The organism is uncultured Nostoc sp., from assembly GCF_964245575.1.
GTDB lineage: Bacteria > Cyanobacteriota > Cyanobacteriia > Cyanobacteriales > Nostocaceae > Nostoc.
In genome coordinates, this window is sequence record NZ_CAXTNP010000135.1 from 1 (window position 1) to 21,013 (window position 21,013).

Below are 21,013 nucleotides of genomic sequence, written 5' to 3' on the forward strand. Positions count from 1 at the left end.
CCCTGCCTCCCCTGCCTTCCCTGCTCCCCACTTCACTGCTGCTCCACTTTCAAAGTGTAATCGTGCTTGACCCCAGGATTAAATGTACCTACCCAAATCCGATAAGTGCCACTTTTCCAGTTGAGATCGCTAACGCTAGCATCTTTACTTTTGCCAGTGTCATCGCCGCAACGAATCGTATTTTGGTCTGGCCCTTGGATCAGCAAAGTGGTGTCGTTGCCGTTGCTATCGACTTGTATTGTCATCTGGGAAAAGTCCTTTTCCAAAACCATAATATGATCTGGATTAGGATCGGCAAAACCAATACATGCTTTTTGATCGCGATCGCGGTTACTTATGGCAGACAATGAGTAAGAACCACCTGTAAACCCCTGCACTGTTCCTTGTGCTGGATTAAAGTTTGTTGACAAGGTAAAAGTACCAAAATTCGCTGTCTCTGCTATTACAGGCGTAGCTGTGATGGCGGCAAGTATAGCCAACAACCAGCCGCCGCTAAACTTAAGTCGGGGGCGACAGTATTTCATAGTAGCCCTCCAACAGGCTGTTAGATTAGTAATGATATATACATATTCTAATGAAAAAATTCCAGTGAAATTTCAGTTGGTTGTGCCACCTTAAAATGTGCCACAATCTTAGGTTTTTAAAGCAAGCAGGTAATTGCTACGCTGTTTTTTGATATCAACAGCAGCTACAATTCCCCAACTTCTAATTTGGATGTGATTACCTCTGTTGGACGCAAGGTCTTTTCTCCTAAAGAAAACCCTCGACGGACTATTTTAGTAATTGTTTGGTCTGCTATATCATTTCTGACTTCACGATCAACAACACGGCATAAATTAAAATCTGGCTGTGTACTTTGCAGTTCTATAGGTAAAATTTGGCGCTTTTTTAGTACACTGAGAAACTTACGATTAACCGCTCCTACAGATTGGGGTAAACGCTGGAGAAATTCTGGGTTGGGGTCGGCATTGTTTTCGAGGTAGTCCAGCAAGGCTTCTAGTGCATCACCAATTTCTAGCACTTCTAAGAATAAATCTTCTGTATCTGCTGCGGTTTGAGTTTGCTGTTCTCGCAGGGACTGTTGTAGTAAAACATTTTCCTTTTGGAGGTTGCCAAATTTTTGTATGGTTAAGTCGCGCTTCTCTTTACTGAAAATAAAATTAAACATGATTTACCTCTTTTGATAATATCGGTAAAGTTTTAGTTGCCCAAGTTTGTACTTGCGGATGGGTATGGTTACTCAAAAGCTGACAAAGCGCGATCGCTCTTTCTAACTGTCCAACTATTTTATACACTTTAATCAGCCACATTTGGGCTTGAATGTAATCTTGACTATTCCGGTCTGTACAGCCTTGGCAGTAGTCTTCAAGGTATTTTATTGCTTTGGGGTAACGCCCTTCTTTGCAAGCTATAATGCCCTCAGTGAATAACTCTGATAGGCTCATCGGTAAAGGCTCTCGCTCTAGGCGTTTTTCTTGGGTAGATTGAGCGATCGCTTGCTCTAATCCATCAAATTCTGGCAATAATATCAGTTTAGGTGCTGGCTGAAGCAAAGCCGATAAATCACTATATTTGAAGTGCTTAATAGTGGGCAGTATGGGACGCAAATAATCGGCTATGATGCGTTCTTCTGGTTTTAGTAAGCTTTTTTGGGCTTTAGCAATGATATCCACGGGATATTTTTTTTGCTTCATTGCCACTGCTACAGCTTTTGCAATTTCAGCTTTGGATGCTGCTGGGGATACACCCAGAATTTCGTAAGGATTATATTCCATAAGATACCTTTAATTAACGAAGGTTGAGGCTACGGTACATTTCTTGAAAAGCAGGTTCGTCTGGACAAAGTTCATAAGCCCAACGACCTAATTGCTGAATGAAATCGAAAGATAAATCGCGGTTTTGGATACCTTTAATTAATGTCTTAACAAAAAAGTCAGCTATATAGTAACGAATAGAGTCATGTTGTGAGTATTTGGCACGATGAACGGCTTCATCAAAGCGATCGCATCTCATCAGATTTTCAATATCCTTTAGTTCTTGGCTAAACCTATAAACTTCTTGGATATTTGGATCATCTGGACAGAGTTCATAAGCCCAATAGCCTAATTTATAAATATCTTCAAATCCTAAATCACGATTTTTGAAACCCTTGATTAATATTTCTACGCAAATGTCTGATACAATATTACGTAGACGTTGATGCTGGGATTCTTTAGCACATTTGACAGCTTCTTCAAATTTATTATTTTTTAGTAAATTGTCAATTAATTCTAATTCTTGGTTAAATTCAAGTCTCTCAATTAAGTCAATTACAATAGGATTTTGATTGTCAATTTGTTTAAGTTTTTGTAGTTCTCTCAAGGCTGTTGCTGATGAAATTTGTTCATTAGCAATTTGTTCACGTATTTGTTCCGCCTTATACTCAGCTAGATAACTTCTAGCGTCTCTACTTCCTAAAAGATCATACCAAAACTGGGCAAGCTCTAAATGTTCTTGAAATTCAGATATAACTTGACGTTGCAATCCACAAAGTCTGTCTATTTCTTGTTGCCAATCCTTATTAGCTTTAATTTCTGGCTTTGCTTGCTTCAGAGGAATAATTGCCTCTCGCCATTTTTGTTGTAGCTGATAGCAACCTTCATGATAAGCGACAAAATTCTGAGCAAATGCTGTGATATCAGAATTATTTGTGGTTGAGGGTTTAAGTTGAATTGCTCTTTGATAATCTCCTTCTAAACAAGCAGCCACAGCCAATCCCCAATTTGTATAAAGGGTATTTAATATTTTTTGGTTAGCATGTATTCTATTGTCGAAAATCCCTTGCCACTCAGGAAGGTATTGCTGATAACAACCAGGTGTAATAAATACATCTTTTATTTTCATTCCCCATATTGATGGCTCACCCATCAAGTTTAGAGATACTAATTCTAATCGATACCAATCGCTTAATCGAAAATATTCTTGAATATTTGAATCTTTTAAAGTCTCTATTGTTGCTGCTATTTTGCTTTTTAATTCTAAAGATACTGAGGCAAAATTAACAGATTTATTTTCTAACCAAGGCACATCTTTGAGGCTCGGATCTTCAGTTAGATTTGCCAAGGAGGTTGACAATGAAATTATTAAATTAAAAAATTTTATAGGATTAGCTTGACCCAGATAATAATTGGCTACTGTCAAATTATGTAATGTGGTAGTATTAGGTTGTGAAATCCATGATTTTTCGGCTTGCTCGGCAATAATTTTCCAGTCTTTTTCTTGCCATACTTGTGCTTGTAAACGTGGCTGAATATGTTCATTGAGATTTTTCTCTACTAATGGATGAGAACCAAATTTTTGCAAAAAGTTTGTACTCTCCGTTTTTGCATTATCCCAATTTTCAGTGTTTACCAACTGCTCTATATTCTGTAGTCCTACTAGGCGTTGACGTTGGGAAAGATTTTTGAGAATCTCTCGTTGCTTGGCAATGTTAGCAGTAGTCAGCCCAAGCCATTCTTTATAAGCTACCTGTAAATCTTCTTGTTGGGCGTAGGCAAATCCCCGCAAGTAAGCAGCTTGTTCTCCAGGTATAGCTTCTAGGTAAGTTAGTGCGGTTGCCCATGCCTGAGTTTTTATTGCCACAAGTGCTAACCGGATTTGGCAGTATGTAGAGTTGGGCAAGAGCAATTTAGCATTTTTATAAAGAGATGCAGCCGCCTTAAAATCACCCGCTTTTTCTGCTGCTAGCCCTTGGCGAAACTGTTCTCTTCCTTTTAGTGTTATTTGTAGTTTTTGGAGTAAATCAAGTCCGTCAGAGCGAGAAAAGTTAGTCAGGGCATTTTTTAAAAGTGCGATCGCTCCCTGTAATCTTCCTTCACTTTCAGCTTGTTGCACCTTTTTAAAAGCAGCATCATAAGTTTCTTCTTGTTGGACTTGAGCAAAACTTGCAGCGATCGCCTGTCGTAGAGACTCCGTAGAATAAAGCTTTTCAGCCTCTCGGTAAACTGCGATCGCATTTTTATAAAACAGATTTTCTGCCTGAGACTGTGCCTGTGTCACTAAACTTAAGAACTGCTGTCGCCGTTGCAATTCTCTTTGGCACTGCTTGATTAGCCGCGATATGCGATCATCGTGGAGAATTTTGGCACAGCGCTGATAAATGGCGATCGCACTTGCAAGTGCTTGCGTTTCTAAAGGATCGCCCGTATCTTGCTTGAGAAAGGTTTTGGCATTAGCAGCTAGTTTATCCACTTCTGCCACTTGATAGCGCCACTGCTTTAGTTGCTGAGTAAGATTGTCTAACAGCTTACCCAGCAGCAATTGACAAATCAAACGCTCCCAAAAACCTGGTTTTTTAGACCAGACAGCGAGAGCTTTTTCTGCAATCATTACAGCTTCTCGTAGGTGTTTGTTTTGGGCTAATTGTACTGCTTTTTCGCTGGCTTCTTTAGTCTGTGGTGCTTGCTTCCAGACATCAACAATACCCACTCCCAGCAAAGTTTTAGTTAAAGCATTTAAATTATCAAAAATGCTCATCAATTGCCCTCCTTGCAGTTGGGATTCTTAACACCTCCCATACATCTATATAGTCTTCCCGTCTTTTGAGTCGGGGATTGGCTTTAACCATTACTTGCCAAGAGGTTCCCTCACCACAAAATTTTTGGGCGATCGCGCTGAGGTGATCTCCCGATTTGACAATATAGGTAATTGGTTTTGCGGGTTCCTTAGCTGTCACAGGGGCATGATTAGCTGGTAGTTTTAGAACTGGATTGGGAGAAGAGACAGTTAATGTATATGAGTGTGGTTGCAGGAATATAAAACTGCCCATTACACCCAACCCAATCCCGATAATAAGCAGAAGTAAAGCAACTCCTAGTTGCCATTTGGCAATTTTCACTTGTTGCAGAGGGTTTTCCACCTGCGGTAATTCTTTGAGCATCCGAATTACAGAAAGGTCGGTATCACAGTTAGGACAAGTGTCACCTTCAATTTCTTGGTAATCACACACAGGACAGTTCAGCTTAATCTTCATCGCGTTAGTCCTGTGACAATGCTGTTGCTGGGTAACTCCTGATTTAGCCAACGCTGGATATCTGGTTGCAATTCACTCCACAAGCGATTGGCTTCCTGTCCATCATCACTTTTCATAGCGGCAAGCATCCGAGAAAGTTTGTCAGACATGGCATTTGCTTGAGTCGGTGCAACTGCGTGGGCTTGACGGATTGCTAAAAGACAAGCTTGAATGATATGGACTTCATCAGGTAGATTGTCAAGTTCTCGTCTTGCATCTTCACTTTTAGACTTCATCTTGAAGAGGTTATTGCTGTTGATGGCATCTTGCAATTCTTGACTCAGCTTTTGCAATCGTTCCTGCTGTGGTTGGGGAATTATCGATCCGCAGAGTTTAACTATGCGATCGCATTGATTAACGAGGCACTCAGCTTCTAGGCGTTCCTTAGACATGGATACCTGGAATTTTTTCAAGTTTGCACTAGCGTCATCGCGTAAATAGCCGCGTTCCTCTCCCGTATTCGGATCGATGATTTTGTTAGTTGACTCCACGACTGGTAAGGCTAACTTCAGCGCTTCTTCCACACCGAGAGGAGTTAGGTTTTGGTTATTGAGTTCTGCGATCGTTTCCTCTAATTCTTTATATATTTTCTCGTCTGACCGCCCCCGCGAAAAGGTGCAACTCACCCTCTCTGAAGGGTCATTTTTCAATGTAGCAGTGATCCCTAGACCATTATTTTTTTCATCTAATTCTAAGCTAACTAAAACTTCTGTCCCGCGTGGATAGGATTGGTTTAAACCCAACCAAATATCTCCAATACTTTCATTTACGTCCACCCCATCCATATCTTCCCTTACTTGATCGGGGCTGAAAAACTTAAAGTGAATCAACCGTTGTCCATCAGCAGCAGTTTTAAAAGTGTGGGATGTCTTTACTGGTAAAATATCACCCCGCTTAATTACTTGTTCTCTGCCATCCACCAGCTTGATAAAATAATCACGAGAGACTGTTGTGACTTTCTCTGTTAGTCCAGCCGCGACAATTGCTGCACCCTCTGCCACCGCATACATCGGACGGGGATGCACCACTACTTTATCTGCTCCAAAAGCTTCTCCGACTTTGCGTTGAACTACAGGAATTTGGCAAGAACCGCCAACTAATAACACTACATCTACCATCTCTAGGTTATGTTCAGCATCTTGTAGTGCTTGGCGGCAAATTTCAATCGATCGCTCTACCAAATCAGAAATTATTTCCTCAAATTGCTCACGGGTGATTTCTACTTCAATGGGAATGGCAATACCCAATTCATCCATTAATTGAGTCGCAGGAGCAATGCAAGATACTGTAGCAGTGCTTAGTTCAACTTTGGCGCGTTCTACTGCTAACTTCAAGTCAGCATTAAATCGCACTCGTTGATAGTGGGGCATTTTGGCTATCAAGCCATCTATATCAGCAATTCTTTCTTGCTGGGCAAATTGCTGTTTAACAAATTTGATAATGCGAGAGTCAATGTCATCTCCTCCCAACCATAAATCTCCAGCTTTTCCCAGTTCAATAAATGAAGTTCCTGCTGCTTGAATCACCGAAGCATCAAATGTACCACCACCAAAATCAAAAACTAAAATTGTTTTAAAATCTTCCCCAGTTGGAGAAAAACCGTAAGATATGGCGGCGGCTGTGGGTTCTGGTAGCAGTTCTAAGGGAGTGATTCCAGCTTTGAGTGCAGCTGTGCGGGTAGCATGGCGTTGTTTATCGTTGAAGTAAGCGGGGATAGTAATAACTGCTTGGTCTATAACTTCGCCTGTTTTACCAATTCCTTGGCGATAAGCTTGGGCATTTTGCACAACTTTTTTAAGAATTTCAGCAGAAATATCCTCTGGGTGGTATTCTTTGCCTCCTAGACACACTGCAATACCGTTGTCTGTTCCCTGACTCGGTTCAGCAATTTTGTAACCAAATTCCGACTTTTGTTTTTGTATGGCTGGATCGCCAAAACCTCTTCCTATTAGGCGCTTGATGGAAACAACCACGTTTTCAGGATTAGCTCTGAGTTGGTTGTAAGCTTGATCTCCTACCAAAAATTTATTTTGCTCACAAGCAACAACCGATCGCGTCAGTTTCCTGTCTGGAGGCGTATTATCGTTAGCTGTCACCACTTCCACTTCTGCTAACTTAAAAGCGGCGACAGAATTAGTCGTCCCTAAATCAATGCCAATTGCTTTGCCCATTACTGATCGCTACCTGGGTATTGTGTAAATTATTTCTGATGTATTTGAGACTCACTGCCACATCGAACCTAAATTTCTATGCCAGCAGCCAGTACCTATCCAAAGATTACAAATACAAATAGCAAATGCTACAGAAAATCTACGTAAATATCATGGGACAAGAAAATGCAGAAGGTAAAATAGTTTTTAACCTTCTGCACTTAAGCTTTTATGAAAATTTTACGAGTTATTGAATTGGAAGAAAACGCCACCTTTGAGCGCTCCTGTGTCAGTTCCATAACTGCTGACTGTAAGCGATCGCAGATTATCAAAAAACGGTTTCCCTAAAACTTCCACTAACTTGAGAATCGGTACCTGACGCTCTAACAAATTCTGGCTTTTTGTCCAGTCAAGATATATATAGCCTTGATTTGGTAGGGGAATCGCAGCAATACTATCTTTGAAATTCGGATTGTCAATTAAGGAATTATCCTTGGTTGTGAGGATTTCATCCATCGTTTCTAAGTCAGATGTGAAAATTTCGTAATTTCCTAAAGTTGTATGCAATCCTCGCACTTTTGTTTCAATACTGAAAGATGTTCCATATTTAACATCGCTTTTTTTTGTAGCCGTAGTTAACTCTGTCCAAGCAGAGATTTTTTGCTTGTCTATAGTCAGGGGATTAATGCTAAGTCCCTTGGATGAAGCGATCGCATCTAATCGAGCAACACCTTTATCCACACTCTCGGATTTTTCCACTGCAAAAATCCAATGAGGGGTTGTTTGCTCTTTCGCAGGTAACAATGCTATCGCATATTCTCCTTGTACCCAGCTAAAAATATCCTCTGGTAAGTTTATACCCCAGCGTTTTTGAACATCCGCCAAAGGTTTTGCTAACCGAGAAACCACATCTTCCCCAGAACCATATATAGTAGCTGTGGCTTGTCTCCAGAGTTTGGCTAAATCACTGTTACCCAAATTAGTTAAATTTGAGCCAGAAATTGCCAAACCTGCGGACGCTGGAACATATTGCAATGCTCCTACAGGTTTAGATAGTGGTGAAGATGGGGAAACAATTTCCGATGAAGTTAAAAAGCTGGTTTCTGCTAGCAAACCTTTGGGGTTCAACGCCAGGGAAATAATTTCGCTGTCGTAGCTTTGTTCTGGCAATTCTAAACCTTGCCATTTCGCCACGATAGGAAGATTCAAGAAAGCTACAGCTAAACCCCCTTTGGGAAGTTGTTTTGTCGCTTTTTGGTATTTGGGGGAGCTAGTCAAATTTAGATCGGGCGCTTGGACGTTATTGATGGCATCTCGCAGCACCTTCGGATCGTTGGCAAACAACACAAAGTCTTCACCAACAGCAGCACCAGCTAGATAATTTTGGATTTGGGATTTGGGATTTGGGATTTTCTCTTCTGTACTTACTTCTTGATTGTCGTAAATCAGTTTTACGCCTTTGTATTGTTCAACAGCTAAGTTTGCCCCAGCTAAAGCTCGTTTGGAAAACAATAACTCAACAAACTCTCGGCTTTTCTGTGGTTGCTTGGTTGCTAGTGCCAACAAATACCCTGGCTGCTGTCCGTTTTCTGGATCGCGATCGATATCTAAGGTGGTGATAGCTAAGGTAATTTCGTCCCCTAACCAGGGTTGAACGTCTTCTTTGTAATCTATGCCACTTTTGGCGAATAAACTGGTTTTGAGTTTAGATAGTTCTCCTTCACCTTCCAAGGCCTGCAACCGATCGGGATTCGTCAGCAATGAAACCATTACAGGGGAGAGTTTCGACACAAATATGGTTGCACTAGGCTGTCCGGTAGAAGCAGTGAGGTTAGCCGGATTTTTGGCAAAAAACCAGTAAAAGCCAGCGATCGCAATTACTAGCAGTGCGATCGCACTAGCTACGATAAAACCAATAAATGAGCGTTGCCTATTCACATTAGACCTTTAAAAAGACGGTTTACAGCCATTTAAGCAGAAAGCCTACCAGGATTTATCAGCCTTCTTGAGAATGGATACTCATGCAAAGGCAGAGATTTTCTGTCACCATAAATAGGATTAGGACTGTTTATAGGGAATTCTTTTAGTTAACCCATGAACCAGATTAGTGTACAAGAACTGGCACAACGTCTTTCTTCTGGTGATGTAAGTATTCAGCTAGTAGATGTACGCGAACCACAAGAATTGGAGATTGCTAGCATTGAGGGCTTTGTCAACCTACCCTTGAGTCAATTTACCGAATGGGGAGATCAAGTCCCTAATCTCTTCAATCCCCAAGCTGAAACCCTTGTACTATGCCACCACGGCATCCGCTCTGCCCAGATGTGCCAGTGGTTAATTGCTCAAGGTTTTACAAATGTGCAAAATATTTCGGGTGGTATTGATGCTTATTCCGTCTTAGTAGACCATTCAATTCCCCAGTACTAGTACAGCACGGCAAAAATCAAGCTACCATTTTAAAAGTTGCAAAAGCCTTGATATACAAAACTTTTGAATGCGTAACTTTTGACTTTTGCCCTGCGGCACTAGCTTGTGTCTAGGTGCATTACTTAGATGGAAGTTATTCTTCCATCTAGCTTTTGCTATGCTAAAAATAGCAGTAAATAAACTTAGGGGCTAACTTTCTCCACTGGCTAAATATTTACGAAACTTTTCGACCCCAATCTTAGCTGCGAACGCCGCAAAAATACGTATACAATAATACTTTTATAAGTGTAGAATTATGCAAAAATAAGCCAGAAAAGGATGTTGTAAATTCAAACTCTCAGCTTTTGCTGCAAAGATCCGTTAAAAGAATAGTGTACGTGAACCTTAAGGTTAACGATCGCAATATAATTGTATAATTTGTTATCTTAATAAATTATTAATATTCTTAGTTTTCAATCAAATCCAGAAATTTTTCCAGACTTTGATTAAAATTTGCCGCCGAGCATTACATACCCTATGGAAGTCCAGTTAACAAATCGACAACAGCATATACTTTGGGCAACGGTACGTCACTACATTGCTACGGCAGAGCCTGTTGGTTCAAAAGCTTTGGTCGAGGAGTACGACCTGGGTGTAAGTTCAGCCACAATTCGCAATGTGATGGGCGTTTTAGAAAAGTCCGGGTTACTTTACCAACCACACGCCTCTGCTGGACGTGTACCTTCAGATTCAGGCTATCGCATTTATGTTGACCAGCTAATTACACCTTCTCTGCGTTCGCGCAGCGTGTCGCAGACAGACGCTACGCGAACGGAAACTTTAGGACGAGAAGTAGAGGCCGCACTACAAAAGCGCCTCCAGTGGGAAGATTGGAGTTTAGAAACCCTACTGCAAGGAGCTGCACAAATTTTAGCAACCTTAAGTGGTTGCATTAGCTTGATTACTATGCCGCAAACTACCACAGCACTATTGCGACATTTGCAATTAGTGCAAATTGAAGCGGGGCGGATCATGCTAATTGTAGTCACAGATAGTTATGAGACACATTCCAAGTTGATGGATTTGTCACCAATACCAGAGGAAACACAAAGGGATTCAGAGGTAATCGATCGCGAGTTACAAATTGTTTCTAACTTTTTGAATACCCACTTGCGGGGGCGAAGTCTGTTGGAATTAGCCAACCTCAACTGGAGCGAATTAGATCAGGAATTCCAACGCTACGGGGAATTCTTGAAAAATTCAGTTGCCGAATTGACTCGTCGCACTCATGCGCCAACTGCAACCCAAATTATGGTTAGGGGTGTGTCAGAAGTTTTGCGCCAGCCGGAATTTTCCCAGTTACAGCAAGTACAAACGATTATCCACCTACTGGAAGAAGAACAAGACCAACTGTGGCGATTAATATTTGAGGAACCAGAGCTTGAGGATGTGGGTAAGTCAAAGGTAACAGTTCGCATTGGCGCAGAAAATCTTTTAGAACCGATACGCACCTGCACCTTGATTTCTTCCACCTATCGCCGAGGCTCAATACCAGTAGGAAGTGTGGGAGTTTTAGGGCCAACGCGTCTAGATTATGAAAGTGCGATCGCAGTCGTGGCATCTGCTGCTGATTACCTCTCAGAAGCTTTCAGTTATTTCAATCCCTAATAGAGACAACCTGCTACAGGTTTAAACAAAAGAACAATACCATAGCAGGTAGATAAGCCGAATTTATAGTGGCAAAATTAATAATTAATACTTTTTAACTCTTTCATGGTTAGAAAAATTGCCTTTGGCGTGCTGTGGCTGGGATTCACTACCTATGCTTTTTTCCTCGCTCCTCCTGAACAACCTGGTACATTCGAGTTAATCAAAAACCTTTCTACTGGCCAGTGGCAAGGCATTAACCCGTTAGTAATAGCACTATTCAACCTCATGGGCATCTGGCCTCTTATTTACAGTGCAGTAGTGTTGATTGATGGTAGAGGGCAAAAAATACCTGCTTGGCTATTTGCTACTGCCTCTTTCGGAGTCGGGATATTTGCCTTGTTACCCTACTTAGCCCTTAGAGAACCAAATAATGAGTTTGTCGGTAAAAAGAATGCCTTGCTCAAGCTGCTAGATTCTCGTGTGACTGGGGTTGCCTTGACAGTAGCCACGGTTATTCTAGTTGTCTATGGTTTAACAGGAGGAGATTGGGGTAATTTTGTGCAACAGTGGCAAACTAACCGCTTCATCAATGTCATGAGTTTAGATTTCTGTCTACTTTGCCTATTATTTCCAGCTTTGCTAGGGGATGATATGGCGCGTCGTGGTTGGAAAAACCCACAGATATTCTGGTTAATAGCGTTGATTCCGCTATTCGGCCCATTGATTTATTTGTGTTTGCGTCCACCTCTACCAGAAGTGGGTGTAGAGGCAATACCCAGTCAGCAGCCAGCTGCAAATTAAAGCAATTTGTCATTCGTAATTAAAGACAGTTTCAGTAGGGGTCTAAATCCCCAACTGAAACAAAAATCACGTATAGATGTACCACTATTTTTAAGCAAGCTAAGGGCAGCGTTCTACAGAAAGGGGGATTTAGACGCAAAAAATACGAATTATAAATTAGTAATTATGTTAAATGTACATCATCTAAAGATGATGAATAGAAAAGTTGCATTGTGGTTACTATGGGTTGGATTAATGGCCTGACGACCCTTGTGTATTAGAATCTGCACCCTTACCACCTGCTTGATCCGATCCTTGTGTATTAGAATCTGCACCCTTACCACCTGCTTGATGCGATCCTTGTGTATTAGGATCTGCGACATTGCCACCTGCTTGATGCGATCCTTGTGTATTAGGATCTGCGACATTGCCACCTGTTCTAGCCGATCCAAAGTTACTTTCATCAAACCACTCTGCTTTGAGTAATGACCACCAAGCAGATGTGAGTCCGGCTAAAACGTAGTCATAGGGAAGCCATCCATAACCGTTTATTCCCCATTCAGTACCCCAAGAGTTTCTGATTAAAAATGCACCTCTTGAATAGTACTTGCGATCTGCACATCGAATAAATTTGTAATCATCATATCCAACTACAACGGCAGTATGTCCACCAACCACCTTATCCTTATTGGGATCTGGATATGGAATGTAACCTTTTGTAGAATTAGTCTCTTCGTATGCAGAGGTATAAAGCGTTAACCCAAAAATACAAGGAAAGCCCGCAGCTAAAACTGCTTTAATCTGAAACAAAAGACTCTCTGTAGTAATGCCAGCATAATCTAGAAGAAAGTATTTGAGTGTTTTGTAATTTTGAGCATAGGCATAACAATAAGGAGGCGGTTCTTCATCTACTTTATCTACTTCATAAGGCCAAGATTGTTCAGGGGGAACACCAAATAGTGCAAGTACTTTTATCGTTTCTCGGATAGATGCTCCAACATCTCCTTTAACATCCATTTTCTGGCGTGCAGCTTTATACAGAAATAGAGGAGAAGCATCTGTTGATTTACCAAAATTTCTATTTTCAAAATACTCTAAGAGTGCGATCGCAGCAAATGCAGTACAAGAATTCAGTGAGCCTTGATCTCTCACCGGAGAACACCAAAAGCTTAAATCTACTACAGCAGGAAGAAGAAAATATAGTTTTTTGGGGGGCTTATTTTTTTTATTATTTTCTTTCAACTTATTAAGATAACTGTTACTAATTATTAGAGGAATATATAAATGTAGAGTTTTAAATAAGTCTTCCGACTGTTTTTGTTCATTCTTTTCTTGAGTAGAAGCATTATCAGCATAATTAAATGTTAATTCAATTTTAAACACTTCTTGCTTATCAAGAATATTAGTTTTAAGCTCTTTATCTTTACTATCTTTTATCTCCTTTTCAACATGTGACGTATATTCAAACTGATTTAAGTATTTCTTCAGTAAAAAATATACAAATAGCTCATTTTCATCTTTTTTATCTTCTTGTTCTATAAAGGAGTAAATTCCTAATTTCATTAGAGAAATAACTTGAGAAATCGCACTTTTTACTAATTCTTCCGTAGAATATCCCGGATCGGGATTTGAATTCTTAGTGATAATTTTACTATTAGCAATCTTTTCAAATTTATCAAAACCTTTTTTTATCATTTCTTCCCAAGTCAGATCGTTCCATTGGGATAAAGGAGAAATAATTTGCATTACAACTGAAAATATTGGTTCAGTTACAGATGAATTCTGTAATACTTCTACAATATTGCTGGTATTGCTCCATTGGAATAATAAAGGAGAAAGAATTCGACTTAAAACTGAAAATATTGGTTCAGTTACATACGAGTTATATAATCCTTCTACAATATTGCTGGTATTCTCTTCATTATTAATAATAAAAGCTTTGATTTTTTCTTTAACAATATCAATATCAATATCTTTTACTTCTAATTTTTTTATTTCCATTTTCCAAAATAAAGAGCTATTATTTGCATCTATAATAGTTTCCAAAAAATCATATTCAAAAAATTTCTTTTTAAGCTCAGTAGCTTGGATTTCAGGATTCTTGTAGGAATTATTCTTTATATACTCTGTGAATTCCTTGCAGATTTGCTCAATGACTTTGGATTTTAAAATGTCTAATATTATTTCAAACTCTGCCCTTGATATTAAGGATGTAACTGCAAAAAATTTAATTTTTGATAACCCTTTTTTATTAAGATTTGTTCCAGGATGTTCAAGTTGAGACAATTTTTTAGGGTCAGAAAAGCATTCATTGAAAGTCGTGTAAGTTTCAATTCCTACTATTCCATCAACCAGAATCTTAGAACGAGACTGAAAATCCTTTACAAGTAATTTAGTGGTTGAATCGTACTTTTCGTCTCTCATCCAATGAACTGTACTGGCTATTTGCTCAAAATTTACATGTACATCTACATCTACATCTACAGACTTGCTTAATGACAAGTATCCTTTCATTGATAAGATACCAAGATACTTCTTTAAATCTACTATCTGACTTGAAAATATTTTTTCATATTTAATTGGTTTGCAGGGATATTGATAATCTATTCTTTTTATTGTTTCTCTTTCAAGATTCTCTCTTAAAAACTTATGAACTTTCACCTTGGCAAATAAGACGTTACCAAATATTTGGTTTTGAAGCTCTTTGATTTTTTCTTCTTGCAAGAAATGTTTTTTGGTAATTAAATTAATTAAAACTTCTACTACTTTTTCAAAATCGTCAGTTCTTCCTTCTATTTTGAACCTGAGTTTTTTCTCAATATTTTCCTCATCCTCTAAGCTATAATCGCGTAAGTCTGGGTAGTCTGGTATCCAACCCAATCCTTTTTTCTTCCAATCCTTTTTTTGTTGTTGATTACTGCTATTTTCCATAATTTCCTTTTAATATTTATTAGCGATTATTCAGATGATTTAAGGTGTTCAAGGCAAAGAATCATCTACCTTTTAATTTCGTCACAAATATCCTTTGGAGCATTTTTATTATTCTTTAAATAGTCGCTTAACCAATTACATCCACGTGCCATAAATGTATCCAAGCTGAGGTTTTCTATATTCCATAGCATTGCAGTAGTGTCATTACTGGCAGTAGCAAGCATTTTGCTATCAGGGCTAAATCTGAGTGAGTTAACACTACCAATATGACCATTCAAAGTCATAATTAATACACCTTTATTCGACCATACTTTTACTGTACCATCATCACTGGCAGTAGCAATCATTCGACCATCAGGACTAAAATCCAAGCCCGAAATTGCGGCAGTATGTCCTTTCAAAGAATTTGAGTAAACATCATCCAAATTCCACAAATTCACAGTGTTATCTTCACTAGCAGTAGCAATAACTTGACCATTAGGACTAAAACGAATGTTGTAGATTGAGGCGTTGTGAGCCTTCCAACTACGCAAGGGATTTCCATCACTGTTCCAGAGTTGTACTGTTCCAGTATCCCGACTGGCTGCGGCGATTATCTTGCCATTCGGGCTAAAACTGACACTAGAAGTTTTTGTAATATTGCCTTTTAAAGTCTTTAAAAGTTCTCCTTTGCGACTCCAAAGTTTAACAGTGCCATCAAGACTGGCAGAGGCAATCGTATTATTATTTGGACTCAAAGCGACACTAGTGATGGAGCTAGTATGCCCTGTAAAAGGTGGTTTAAGTTCTTGTCCTTGTAAATTCCATCGCCTTACAGTTCTGTCATTACCACCACTCACAATCAAATTGCCATCTGGGCTGAAATTGACACTAGCAATGGGTAGAGTATGCCCCTTAAGCGTATTAAGTTGTTTTCCTTGCAAGTTCCACAATTTCACCGTATTGTCACCGCTAGCAGTTGCAATCATGTTGCCTTTGCGGTTAATGTCAACACTAAAGATTGCTGCACTATGTCCATTCAAAGTAGTCAGCCAGTTATTGAGTCGCCAAAATTTCACTGTTTTGTCAAAACTGCTAGATGCAAGGATATTGCCCTGGCGGTTAAAACTTAAACTAGTGACTGCACCTTGATGCCCATTCAAAGTTTCTAGCAGTCTATAATCTCTACTACGCCACAGTTTCACAGTTTTATCCTCACTGGCAGTAGCAATGGTTTGACCATCGGGGCTGAAAATAACATCTCTAACTTTATCAGTATGTATTAAAGGTGATGTAGCTTGCTTACTTTTTTTAACATCCCAAAGGATAACTGTTTTATCGTTACTGGCAGAGGCAAGAGTTTGACCATCAGGGCTAAAATTTACACTCAACACAGCATTTTTATGCCCATTCAAGGTATTAATCAAATTACCTTGAGCATCCCAGAGTTTTACTGTCTTGTCGTCACTAGCTGTAGCAATCTTCCCATCACGACTAAAAGTAACTTTGTTGACTGCATCAGTATGACCCTTTAAAGTCTTAAGCAGACGACCATCTAATGACCAAAGCTTAACTGTCTTGTCTGCACTTGCCGTAGCAATTGTCTGGCCATTGGGGCTAAAACTAACGCTCCAAACATCACTTTTGTGCCCTGTTAGATTTGCCAGCAGTTTACCTTGCCGATTCCAAAGTTTTGCAGTTCCATCTCGACTGGCAGAAGCAATTATCTGACCATCAGGGCTGAAGCTTACATCCGCAACTAGCGAAGTAAGCTGCAAAGTTAAGATTTCTTTGCCATTTGAGTTCTAGAGTTTAACAGTATTGTCGTAGCTGGCAGTAGCAATTGTCTTACCATCAGGACTAAACCTAGCCTGCATAACAAAGCCTTCATGTCCTTCTAGCCGAGTACTCTCCCTAACACCGTAAACTGCATTACCAAGTGCTTCCATAAATTGAGTTTGCAGTTCAGGGTCGTTTTTATACCAAATAGATTGCTTTAGTTGTCTTCCTGTTCTGAGAGCATCTATTAAGGCATCAAAAGTATTTCGATTTATGGTGTATTTTGTGCTTGAGAATGTTGTTAATGCTTGGATTTGACCCCTGTCTGCTTCTCTCCACTTATCTACAGCAAAGATGGCAATCCCTGTGATACCAACTAGGGATACGATCGCAACTGCATTTCTAGTGATTCGCTTTTGATATTCAACCTTTTGTTTGGCTTCTTGTATGGCCTGTGACGCTTTTATTTCTGCTTTAGCAGCAGCAGCCTTTGCTGTTTCTACCTCCAATCTTTTTTCAACGTCGCGCGTTTCTAACTTCTGACTTGCAGCTAAAAATTGATAATCCAAATCGCTTAAACTTTTATCTGTTGCCCAAGCTTGAGCATCCTGTAATGCTTGTCCTCGCAATAAGCGCGACTCATCCTGACGTTTGCTATCGACCCAGATATTTAATACTTCGGCATAGGGACGCAGTTTTGCTAGTTCTCCCTCGCACCATTTCTGGTTAAATACTTCTGCATACAGGCGGTTATAAATTCGCAGCTTACCATCCCGCTTCACCACCAATCCTGTCAGCCGCAGTTCAACTTGTTCAGGACTGTCATCAGCTACGACTTCTCGTTGCTGCAAAATTTGCTGACATAACCCTAACAATCTTCCACTACCCTGTTTCCCACTGCGTAAAATGCGATCGCGGATGGTTTTTAAATGCTCCGGCTCATCATGTGCTTCCCAGTTTGTGATCATCTGCGATCGCACCAGATGCTCTACCCAGTCTGCAATGTTGGATTCTACCCTTTTCCCCATCTCTTTGCCATATTGCAATACCAACTTACATAACTTTTGGCTAAGAAACGGTTGTCCTCCTGTCCAGTCTAAAACTGCTTTGATTAATTCTTCGCGATCGCCAATATCTACTAGTCCCTGTGCTAGTGGTTGCGCCTCTGAGAGTTGAAAACCTTTCAAGTCAACTGCATGACCAATATTAAAAGGTGTCCGCCCTTTGTCTTTAATTAGGTTGGAAGGCGTAGACACCCCAATTAAGGCAAAGGTAAGGCGGTTATAATCTCTTTGGTCAGCGCGTCGGTTGTAGCAATCGCGGATGACTGCAAAAAAGTCATCTAGGTTGAATGAAAGACTGAGGATACTATCAATTTCATCGATAAATATGACAATATTGCCAGTATTTTCTTTTAATAGTACTGTCTCAATAAACTTGCTTAAATGTTGTACTGGTGAAAGTAAGCCGTTGTCAGACCACCAGGTTTCTAAATCAAAGTTGGTATAAAGATTAAAAGTTCCCACCAGCGTATCAATTACCCCAGCATACCACTGGCCTGGGGTGATATCTGCGGTTCCAATCGCTGTAATGTCAATGGCAGCACAGGCAAATCCCTCCACCTGCAACCGTTGCATTGTCTGCACTCGCAAGCTAGATTTGCCCATCTGTCGGGAGTTTAGGACATAACAGAACTCTCCCTGCTTCAAGCTTTCATAGAATTCTTGGTCAGCTTGTCGCCGCACATAAGTTGGGGCATCAACTGGTAAACTGCCTCCTACTTGATATTCGTAGCCTGGGCGAGGTGCTACACTCATCAGTTAACTCCCAAGCGCTCTAGAAAATACTGGCGGTACAAATTACACAAAGGCATTACCTCATTACCCTGAAACTTCACTAATCCCATACTTCTGAGTTTAAACGCTTCAGTCGTTCCTACATCTACAGGGGTATTTGATATTACTAATTGTTTGACCGCAGCCAGCAATTGTTCATCCTCTTGCAGATTCAGTAAGTGACGACGTAAGTGGTCGCTATAGGGGCCTTCTTCCATTGGTGCGACTTGTTTGAGCTTTGCCAAGGTCATCCGACTACGGGCAATTTGATACAGCGCCACTCGCACCAAATAAGGATGTCCACCTACCAGTAACATCAACTGCTCAATCTCTTCTTCAGTCCAATTGAGTCGATGACGCAGAACTAAATCTTGCACCTGTGCAAGATTTAGTTCTGGCAACTCAATTGGCAATCCCACATTAAAGGGCGACTGATTAATGTTAAGCGGGATGTATACTTCCTTAGAATGCACAATCACCAACCTCAACTTTTTCCAAGCTGCCTCATTCTTGGCCCGTTCATGCCAAGAGCGCAACAAACCAAAAAAGTCATTAGCAATTTCGGGATGTTTGAAGACCTCATCAACTTCATCCAATCCCAAAGCGATGGGAGTGTTTATCTCGGATAACAAATACCTTTGGAAATAATTCGTACACTTGTTCTTGCTACCCAGAACGCCTTTCCAATAATCCTCTAGCTTATCTGGTAGATTCAGTTCGTAGGTAATGCTGGCACAGAACCACTGCAAGAATTTCTCCAAGCTACTGAGAAATTCTGCATCGGCTGACTGAAAGTTCAAAGCAGCAATCTGATAACCCTGTTGGTTTGCATGGTCGAGAATTCGCGTCATTAAGGAGGTTTTTCCCATCTGTCTAGGAGCTTTGACGCGAATCAGGACACCTGGTTTGAAAATTGTTTCGTAAGAGTCTACTTCAATCGGGGGACGTTCCACATAAAAAGCGGATTCTAGAGGTACTTGCCCTTCTGGGTCTTCTAAAGTGATTAATGGTATTTCCTGAGTATTTTTAACCAGGTTTTGCTTTAGTTGCTGCTGGGGAACAGCTTTGCTGCCATAATTCCTACTTTTCAGTACTGGGGTTGAAACCTCTGGAATGCTCTCTAGGTCAATAGCACTACAGCCAAACTCATAAGCATCCTCATAGGATCTATTTGCACCAAGTGCATCATAAAAGCCGACTGCAAACTCAATCGCGGCTCTATCACCAATTGCCTGATTCATGCCCACTACGCAGTCAATGTGTTGGTGTATAGCTTCAGCTTGGGCTTCACTATAACAGGCATTCAAGAAAACACACTCAATTTTGTCTTTAAATAATTTAAACAGCCTTGCCAGTGAGTCTGTACTTACTAGCTGCATTTGCCCTGCATTATTTTCCAAGGCTAAACCTTGATTTCCTGCCCCATGTCCGGAAAAGTGGACTATCTCTGGCTCGTAATCCAATAGTCCACGGCGCAAATCGTCAGGACGTACTGCCCATTTAGTGATGATTTCAAACTGATCTCGGCTTCTAGCTCGTTCCAATCCTGCCTGAATTTCCCGCACTTCCTCATCCAGGCGTAGCTTGTTTGTGTTCGTGGGATTGGCTGACAAAATCAGGATTTTCTTTACACTGCTTTCAACCATTAAACGCGGGATTATTACTTACTTACATGTAGTGTACTACAGCATAGTTAAGCTTAATTACTGATTTTATCAGGCAGCTAGCTTGACCACCACTAACAGAGGTGCGCGGTATCTATCCGTTGGACAAAGCTTTAGCTAACGCTGTTACTTGATTGAGAATACTTTCACTGCTCTGTTGTCAAACAAGAGAGCAGCTTTAAGGGACTTCCAATAAATAAAATACTCACTGACTAAGAATAATAATCATTGTAGATAAGGAATTCAGGGCTGCCGACGACAGCCCTGAATTCCCTTTTTGTAGTAAGTTCAATAATGTTAGTAGACCAAAAAGTTTTGCGATGCCTTCTCTACGAGAGGCTTGTCTGCGACACGCTACGCGAACGCCAACGGCGGGCGTAGCCATCGCTAAAAAATAGTGGTGTATGATACCGTTTTTTGGGAAATGTACAAAGGGTGATTGCGAGGAATAAATCATAAACTTAGCTTATGAATTAATCGCTTAAAATCAACCCAAGCCAGGCTAAGTCAGATAAACTTCACAAGCTACGCCATAGTAGCAGTCTATTGCTTAACGTAAAAATTCAAGGGGTGCGTAAATCTCAAGAAAAAATTTTTTCTCAAAGTACTTTACAAAACGCAATAAATTCTTTAAGATGTGTAACAGGTAGTCAAACCTACCTAATTCATTCACAAATAATCGCATTTATAAAACAATGACAGCAACGATTCAACGTCGCGAAAGCGCCAACGTGTGGGATCGGTTCTGCGAGTGGATCACCAGCACCAACAACCGTATTTACATCGGTT

General features: G+C 40.4%; 14 protein-coding genes. 3 read left to right on the plus strand and 11 right to left on the minus strand.

The window, feature by feature from the left end; translation table 11 throughout:
• Positions 1–32: 32 nt before the first annotated feature.
• The 7 genes from ACFFAP_RS20975 to ACFFAP_RS21005 all read right to left on the minus strand — a co-directional run bounded on the left by ACFFAP_RS20975 (position 33) and on the right by ACFFAP_RS21005 (position 9,138).
• A complete protein-coding gene (locus ACFFAP_RS20975; protein WP_375513021.1) occupies positions 33–524 on the minus strand; it encodes a hypothetical protein in 492 nt (163 codons plus the stop codon).
• Between the two features lie 164 nt (positions 525–688).
• Positions 689–1,168, minus strand: a complete 480-nt coding sequence (locus ACFFAP_RS20980; protein ID WP_375513022.1) for a nucleotide exchange factor GrpE — start codon at positions 1,166–1,168, stop codon at positions 689–691.
• Entirely contained in the window at positions 1,161–1,775 is a 615-nt protein-coding gene (locus ACFFAP_RS20985) for a molecular chaperone DnaJ (protein ID WP_375513023.1), read from the minus strand. Before ACFFAP_RS20985 ends, ACFFAP_RS20980 begins: the two co-directional genes overlap by 8 nt.
• 13 nt (positions 1,776–1,788) lie before the next feature.
• Positions 1,789–4,515, minus strand: a complete 2,727-nt coding sequence (locus ACFFAP_RS20990; protein ID WP_375513024.1) for a peptidase M, neutral zinc metallopeptidase site — start codon at positions 4,513–4,515, stop codon at positions 1,789–1,791.
• Positions 4,502–5,011: a LysM peptidoglycan-binding domain-containing protein gene (locus tag ACFFAP_RS20995; RefSeq protein WP_375513025.1), complete on the minus strand. Its 510-nt coding sequence runs from the start codon at positions 5,009–5,011 to the stop codon at positions 4,502–4,504. The genes ACFFAP_RS20990 and ACFFAP_RS20995 overlap by 14 nt, the downstream gene beginning before the upstream one ends.
• Entirely contained in the window at positions 5,008–7,221 is a 2,214-nt protein-coding gene (locus ACFFAP_RS21000; protein ID WP_375513026.1) for an Hsp70 family protein, read from the minus strand. The genes ACFFAP_RS20995 and ACFFAP_RS21000 overlap by 4 nt, the downstream gene beginning before the upstream one ends.
• Positions 7,222–7,440: 219 nt before the next feature.
• The gene (locus ACFFAP_RS21005) at positions 7,441–9,138 is read right to left on the minus strand and encodes a DUF3352 domain-containing protein (RefSeq protein WP_375513027.1); all 1,698 of its coding nucleotides are present in this window, start codon (positions 9,136–9,138) and stop codon (positions 7,441–7,443) included.
• A 156-nt stretch (positions 9,139–9,294) separates the two neighbouring features.
• Between ACFFAP_RS21005 and ACFFAP_RS21010 the strand changes: the two genes are divergently transcribed.
• The 3 genes from ACFFAP_RS21010 to ACFFAP_RS21020 all read left to right on the plus strand — a co-directional run bounded on the left by ACFFAP_RS21010 (position 9,295) and on the right by ACFFAP_RS21020 (position 12,057).
• Positions 9,295–9,627 (plus strand): rhodanese-like domain-containing protein, encoded by a 333-nt coding sequence (locus tag ACFFAP_RS21010; protein WP_324977680.1) that lies wholly within the window; start codon positions 9,295–9,297, stop codon positions 9,625–9,627.
• Positions 9,628–10,143: 516 nt separating this feature from the next.
• Positions 10,144–11,274 (plus strand): heat-inducible transcriptional repressor HrcA, encoded by a 1,131-nt coding sequence (hrcA, locus tag ACFFAP_RS21015; RefSeq protein ID WP_375513028.1) that lies wholly within the window; start codon positions 10,144–10,146, stop codon positions 11,272–11,274.
• Positions 11,275–11,379: 105 nt separating this feature from the next.
• Entirely contained in the window at positions 11,380–12,057 is a 678-nt protein-coding gene (locus ACFFAP_RS21020; RefSeq protein ID WP_375513029.1) for a DUF2834 domain-containing protein, read from the plus strand.
• Positions 12,058–12,288: 231 nt separating this feature from the next.
• Here ACFFAP_RS21020 and ACFFAP_RS21025 read toward each other — a convergent pair whose 3' ends face one another.
• The 4 genes from ACFFAP_RS21025 to ACFFAP_RS21040 all read right to left on the minus strand — a co-directional run bounded on the left by ACFFAP_RS21025 (position 12,289) and on the right by ACFFAP_RS21040 (position 20,206).
• Entirely contained in the window at positions 12,289–14,967 is a 2,679-nt protein-coding gene (locus ACFFAP_RS21025; RefSeq protein ID WP_375513030.1) for a C1 family peptidase, read from the minus strand.
• Between the two features lie 65 nt (positions 14,968–15,032).
• Positions 15,033–16,724 carry a WD40 repeat domain-containing protein gene (locus tag ACFFAP_RS21030; RefSeq protein ID WP_375513031.1) on the minus strand — a complete coding sequence of 564 codons (1,692 nt, stop codon included), beginning with the start codon at positions 16,722–16,724 and terminating at the stop codon, positions 15,033–15,035.
• Between the two features lie 27 nt (positions 16,725–16,751).
• Positions 16,752–18,542: an AAA-like domain-containing protein gene (locus tag ACFFAP_RS21035; protein ID WP_375513032.1), complete on the minus strand. Its 1,791-nt coding sequence runs from the start codon at positions 18,540–18,542 to the stop codon at positions 16,752–16,754.
• A complete protein-coding gene (locus tag ACFFAP_RS21040; protein WP_375513033.1) occupies positions 18,542–20,206 on the minus strand; it encodes an AAA-like domain-containing protein in 1,665 nt (554 codons plus the stop codon). The genes ACFFAP_RS21035 and ACFFAP_RS21040 overlap by 1 nt, the downstream gene beginning before the upstream one ends.
• Positions 20,207–21,013 lie beyond the last annotated feature (807 nt).